We start from the raw sequence: 4,593 nt of genomic DNA, 5'->3' as shown, positions 1-4,593 counted from the left end.
GCATGATGTCCAGGCGATTCACAATCTGGTGAAGAGGTTCTTTACGCTCAAGCGCCATGCCAACAATACACCAGACCATCATTTCGAGGGGAAGACGGCGCTTGCGTAGCGTTACTGTACCTGATTCGGCAAGGCAACGAGAGATGAGTTCGGGGTCGAGGTAATCCCCCAGAGAAGTCAGTGGGTTACGCAGAGAATCGTAACGGGATACCAAATCAAGGGCCTGTCCAATGTACATAAAAAAATCCGGAAACGAGTGAGCGTTTCCGGATTCTTACACAGCCACTGGATCGGTCAACTGATCCTTAACTGATCGGCATTACCTATCAGGAGCCGTTATCGAAACAATCCGTCTTTAACTGTGATGGTGCTGGTCACGGCGGCAGCGTTTGTCATAGTGGCGGAGCCACCAGTATTTATCGGTAACCTGCTCATGGCCTCCTATGCGGGCGCCTGCAAGCCAGAGAACAGCCCCGAGGAAAATACTCAGTATTGCGCCGTGCGCAAAAAATTGCGGCAGGTTAAGCTGCGGAAGCTGGTTTAAAATAGAGTAACCAACACCGACAACCATCACTACCAACCCAAACACCATGAGCGCATTACCGAGTAACGAAGAGTTTTTGCGTTTCATATGTCACCTCCGGAACGATGGGTTGGATGGGAAAACCCCAATCCTTGTGGTTAAAGTATAGACAATGCTCTTTTTGGCGGTTGCGGGCACGATCACAATTATCTATGTTTGGCTAACAAAAACTTACAAATAAGCGATTGAACTCCTTGAGTTTTGAATGATTGAGGTGGGCAATCATTAGCATTTTCCATCTGATACGGTGAGAATTTTGTCATCGCGCCCCGCACAACGTAAACTACGCGCCGGATATTGACCTGGTCAGGAATAAAAAGTGACGATTAAACTGATTGTCGGGCTGGCGAACCCTGGCGCTGAATACGCTGCGACACGCCACAATGCGGGTGCCTGGTATGTCGATTTACTGGCAGAACGCGCGCGCGCGCCGCTGCGCGATGAACCGAAATTCTTCGGCTATACCTCGCGCATTAATCTGGCAGGTGAAGATGTGCGTCTGCTGGTGCCGACCACCTTTATGAACCTGAGCGGCAAAGCGGTGGCAGCGATGGCGACTTTTTATCGCATCAACCCGGATGAAATCCTTGTCGCGCATGACGAGTTGGATCTGCCGCCAGGCGTGGCGAAGTTCAAACTGGGTGGCGGCCACGGCGGCCATAACGGTCTGAAAGACATCATTAGCAAGCTGGGGAATAACCCCAATTTTCACCGTTTGCGCGTGGGTATCGGCCATCCGGGGGATAAAAACAAAGTTGTCGGTTTCGTACTGGGTAAAGCGCCGGTTTCTGAACAGAAGCTGATCGATGAAGCCGTTGACGAAGCGGCACGTTGTACAGAAATCTGGCTGAAGGACGGTTTAACCAAAGCCACCAACCGTCTGCACGCCTTTAAGGCACAGTAACCCTACTACAGAGGCGATTTTGCCGCGCGTTACATCGGTTACGTGTATAATAGCCAAAGTTATTCACTTTTCTGCAATCCGTTTTACTCAACGGATTGATTATCAAGAGATTAAGGTAATTACATCATGGGATTCAAATGCGGTATCGTTGGCCTACCCAACGTAGGTAAATCCACCCTGTTCAACGCGCTCACCAAAGCAGGTATTGAAGCGGCAAACTTCCCCTTCTGTACTATTGAGCCGAACACCGGTGTCGTACCGATGCCCGATCCGCGTCTGGACAAACTCGCGGAAATCGTTAAGCCTCAACGCATTCTGCCGACTACGATGGAATTTGTTGATATCGCCGGTCTGGTAAAAGGCGCTTCCAAAGGTGAAGGCCTGGGGAACCAGTTCCTGACCAACATCCGCGAAACCGAAGCCATCGGCCACGTTGTACGCTGCTTTGAAAACGACAACATTATACACGTTGCCGGTAAAGTTGATCCGGCGGAAGATATCGACGTTATCAACACCGAACTGGCGCTGTCCGATCTGGAAACCTGCGAGCGCGCGATTCATCGCGTGTCCAAGAAAGCAAAAGGCGGCGATAAAGACGCGAAAGTTGAGCTGGCCGCGCTGGAAAAATGCCTGCCACAGTTGGAAAATGCCGGGATGCTGCGTGCGCTGAATCTGAGCAAAGAAGAGAAAGAAGCCATTCGTTACCTGAGCTTCCTGACGCTGAAACCGACCATGTACATCGCTAACGTCAATGAAGATGGTTTCGAAAACAACCCATATCTGGACCAGGTTCGCGCCATCGCGGAAAAAGAAGGCTCCGTCGTAGTGCCGGTTTGTGCCGCAGTTGAAGCGGATATCGCTGAGCTGGATGACGAAGAGCGTGATGAGTTCATGGCCGAACTGGGTCTTGAAGAGCCGGGCCTGAACCGCGTAATCCGCGCCGGTTATGCCCTGCTGAACCTGCAAACCTACTTCACCGCCGGGGTGAAAGAAGTACGTGCCTGGACAATCCCGGTTGGCGCAACGGCTCCGCAGGCCGCCGGTAAAATCCACACCGATTTCGAAAAAGGCTTTATCCGCGCACAAACCATCGCTTATGAAGACTTTATTGCTTACAAAGGCGAGCAAGGCGCGAAAGAAGCCGGCAAAATGCGCTCAGAAGGCAAAGAATACATCGTTAAAGATGGCGATGTGATGAACTTCCTGTTCAACGTCTGATTAATTTCTATTATTTCATGAGACTCATAAAACCCATGCAATTGTATGGGTTTTTCTTTTCATAAGGTATCAATACTCCTCACCACAGTTTGACCGGACTAAATTACCTCAACGTCCAGCGGGGCGTGGTCACTCCAATAACTCGCCAGATGCTTATAAAGAATCCTTTTGCTGCTGTTCTTTAAGGAGTAAACCGGACCGGTTGGCATTGCCCCATTCGCAAAGAGGTTGTAATGCCTGCGCCAGCGTACGTCCAAAATCAGTAATACTGTATTCAACCTTTGGTGGCACTTCCCTGAAATCGTGTCTTACCAGAATGCCATCTTCAGTTAAATCTTTAAGTTGCTGAATTAATACTTTCTCACTAATGCCTTCAACAAGCCGCTTGAGTTCACCAAATCGACGCGGACCAGATTGTAAATGAAACAGAACGACAGGTTTCCATTTCCCGCCAATATAACGCAGGGCCACATCAAGGCCGCAGACTGGATCCATTGCTTTCATTCCTTACACATACCTTTTGGTAGGTACTATTATATCTGAAAGTATGAAGTTACTATCGTTTTCCACTTCGTAAACTGGATAAAAATATGGGCAAGTTAGAAGGCAAAGTTGTCGTCATCACTGGCGCCAACAGTGGAATTGGTCTGGCATCGGCTAAACGCTTTGCTGCAGAAGGTGCGCAAGTCTTCATGACCGGGCGACGCGCCCTGGAGCTTGAAGAAGCGGTAGCGGAGGTGGGGCACAATGCAATCGGGATTTGCGGCGATATCTCAAAGATGCAGGACCTTGAGGCTTTGTTTAACGAAATTAAACGCAAGGCTGGTCATATTGACGTACTGTTCGCCAATGCTGGCGGCGGGGATTTCGCATCGCTGGCTGATATTACTGAAGAACATTACAACCGTATTTTTGATACCAATGTTAAAGGTACGCTTTTTACCGTACAAAAATCGTTGCATTTACTGAAGGATGGAGCCTCCGTCATACTGACCGGTTCGACCAGTGCAACTACCGGGATACCGGAATTTAGTGTTTATAGCGCCAGCAAAGCAGCCATACGTGGTTTTGCCCGTGCATGGGTTCTGGAACTGGCACCGAGAAAGATTCGGATAAACATCCTGGTGCCGGGCTCAACATCAACACCGGGCTGGCATGGCCTGTCACCTGACGAGAAATTCAACAGGGAAATGATCCGCGCCGTTGAATCCACAACGCCGCTGGGTCGACTGGCTGAACCGTCTGAGGTTGCTGCTGCGGCCTTGTTCCTGGCATCCGATGACAGCAGCTTCGTTAACGGCAGCGAATTGTTTGTTGACGGTGGCGCTGCGCAGATCTGATTATTGCCTGTAATTAATCAAGTCCCTACAGAAGTCCGGCCACACCGGACTTCTGTGACCGAAAAATTTTGTGAGGAGTCAAGCGCCTGTATAAGGATTGATAGCCTAAACGCGCATCGCAAATCAACGCGTTCGGGCGCTATCTGTTCAATCAATTCTCTCGTTCTCATCGGTAGCTTCAACACAGTTTGGCGCCGCTAAGTTCGCTTTTCGCTGTGAGTGAATCGCCACGGATAATCTAGACACTTCTGAGCCGTTGATAATACTGGTTTTCATATTCTGTCGGTGACATCTGATTGCTCGAACCATGCCGACGCTTACTGTTATAAAACATTTCGATGTAATCGAAAATATCGCTGCGGGCTTCTTCCCGTGTTCCGTAGATCTTTTTCTTTATCCGTTCGCGTTTCAGCAACTGGAAAAAGCTTTCTGCAACCGCATTATCGTGACAGTTACCGCGACGGCTCATGCTGCCCTCCAGGCCGTGTGATTTCAGGAATGACTGCCACTCATGACTTGTGTACTGACTGCCCTGATCTGAATGAACC

Annotated in this window: 7 protein-coding genes; 3 read left to right on the top strand and 4 right to left on the bottom strand. The window is 49.7% G+C overall.

Annotated elements, in window-relative coordinates:
• Positions 1 to 238, bottom strand: a 238-nt coding sequence (locus GA0061070_RS23995; RefSeq protein WP_208598169.1) for a transposase domain-containing protein, incomplete at its 3' end; no start/stop codon positions are given.
• Between the two features lie 117 nt (positions 239 to 355).
• Positions 356 to 631: a stress-induced protein YchH gene (gene ychH / locus GA0061070_RS23990; protein WP_090139015.1), complete on the bottom strand. Its 276-nt coding sequence runs from the start codon at positions 629 to 631 to the stop codon at positions 356 to 358.
• A 271-nt stretch (positions 632 to 902) separates the two neighbouring features.
• On the opposite strand from ychH, the gene pth reads away from it, so the two are divergent.
• Positions 903 to 1,487 (top strand): aminoacyl-tRNA hydrolase, encoded by a 585-nt coding sequence (pth, locus tag GA0061070_RS23985; RefSeq protein ID WP_090139013.1) that lies wholly within the window; start codon positions 903 to 905, stop codon positions 1,485 to 1,487.
• 126 nt (positions 1,488 to 1,613) lie between these two features.
• A complete protein-coding gene (gene ychF / locus GA0061070_RS23980; RefSeq protein ID WP_090139011.1) occupies positions 1,614 to 2,705 on the top strand; it encodes a redox-regulated ATPase YchF in 1,092 nt (363 codons plus the stop codon).
• A 153-nt stretch (positions 2,706 to 2,858) separates the two neighbouring features.
• On the opposite strand, the gene GA0061070_RS23975 is transcribed toward ychF, so the two are convergent.
• Positions 2,859 to 3,209: a winged helix-turn-helix transcriptional regulator gene (locus GA0061070_RS23975; RefSeq protein WP_244153198.1), complete on the bottom strand. Its 351-nt coding sequence runs from the start codon at positions 3,207 to 3,209 to the stop codon at positions 2,859 to 2,861.
• An 86-nt stretch (positions 3,210 to 3,295) separates the two neighbouring features.
• On the opposite strand from GA0061070_RS23975, the gene GA0061070_RS23970 reads away from it, so the two are divergent.
• The gene (locus GA0061070_RS23970) at positions 3,296 to 4,045 is read left to right on the top strand and encodes an SDR family NAD(P)-dependent oxidoreductase (protein WP_090139007.1); all 750 of its coding nucleotides are present in this window, start codon (positions 3,296 to 3,298) and stop codon (positions 4,043 to 4,045) included.
• A 238-nt stretch (positions 4,046 to 4,283) separates the two neighbouring features.
• Here the strand turns inward: GA0061070_RS23970 and GA0061070_RS23965 are convergent.
• The coding region (locus tag GA0061070_RS23965) for an IS3 family transposase (protein ID WP_139109836.1) at positions 4,284 to 4,593 on the bottom strand (310 nt) is incomplete at its 5' end.

Origin of the sequence: Kosakonia oryziphila, from assembly GCF_900094795.1 — a bacterium.
In the GTDB taxonomy this organism is placed as follows: Bacteria; Pseudomonadota; Gammaproteobacteria; order Enterobacterales; family Enterobacteriaceae; genus Kosakonia; species Kosakonia oryziphila.
The sequence above is the reverse complement of the archived record's forward strand: the minus strand, read 5'-3'. Positions and strand labels throughout refer to the sequence as shown.

Bases quoted from the DNA above. Each gene is read 5' to 3' on its own strand.
- GA0061070_RS23975 (WP_244153198.1), bottom strand. From the start codon at position 3,209: ATGAAAGCAATGGATCCAGTCTGCGGCCTTGATGTGGCCCTGCGTTAT.
- GA0061070_RS23970 (WP_090139007.1), top strand. From the start codon at position 3,296: ATGGGCAAGTTAGAAGGCAAAGTTGTCGTCATCACTGGCGCCAACAGT.
- ychH (WP_090139015.1), bottom strand. From the start codon at position 631: ATGAAACGCAAAAACTCTTCGTTACTCGGTAATGCGCTCATGGTGTTT.
- ychF (WP_090139011.1), top strand. From the start codon at position 1,614: ATGGGATTCAAATGCGGTATCGTTGGCCTACCCAACGTAGGTAAATCC.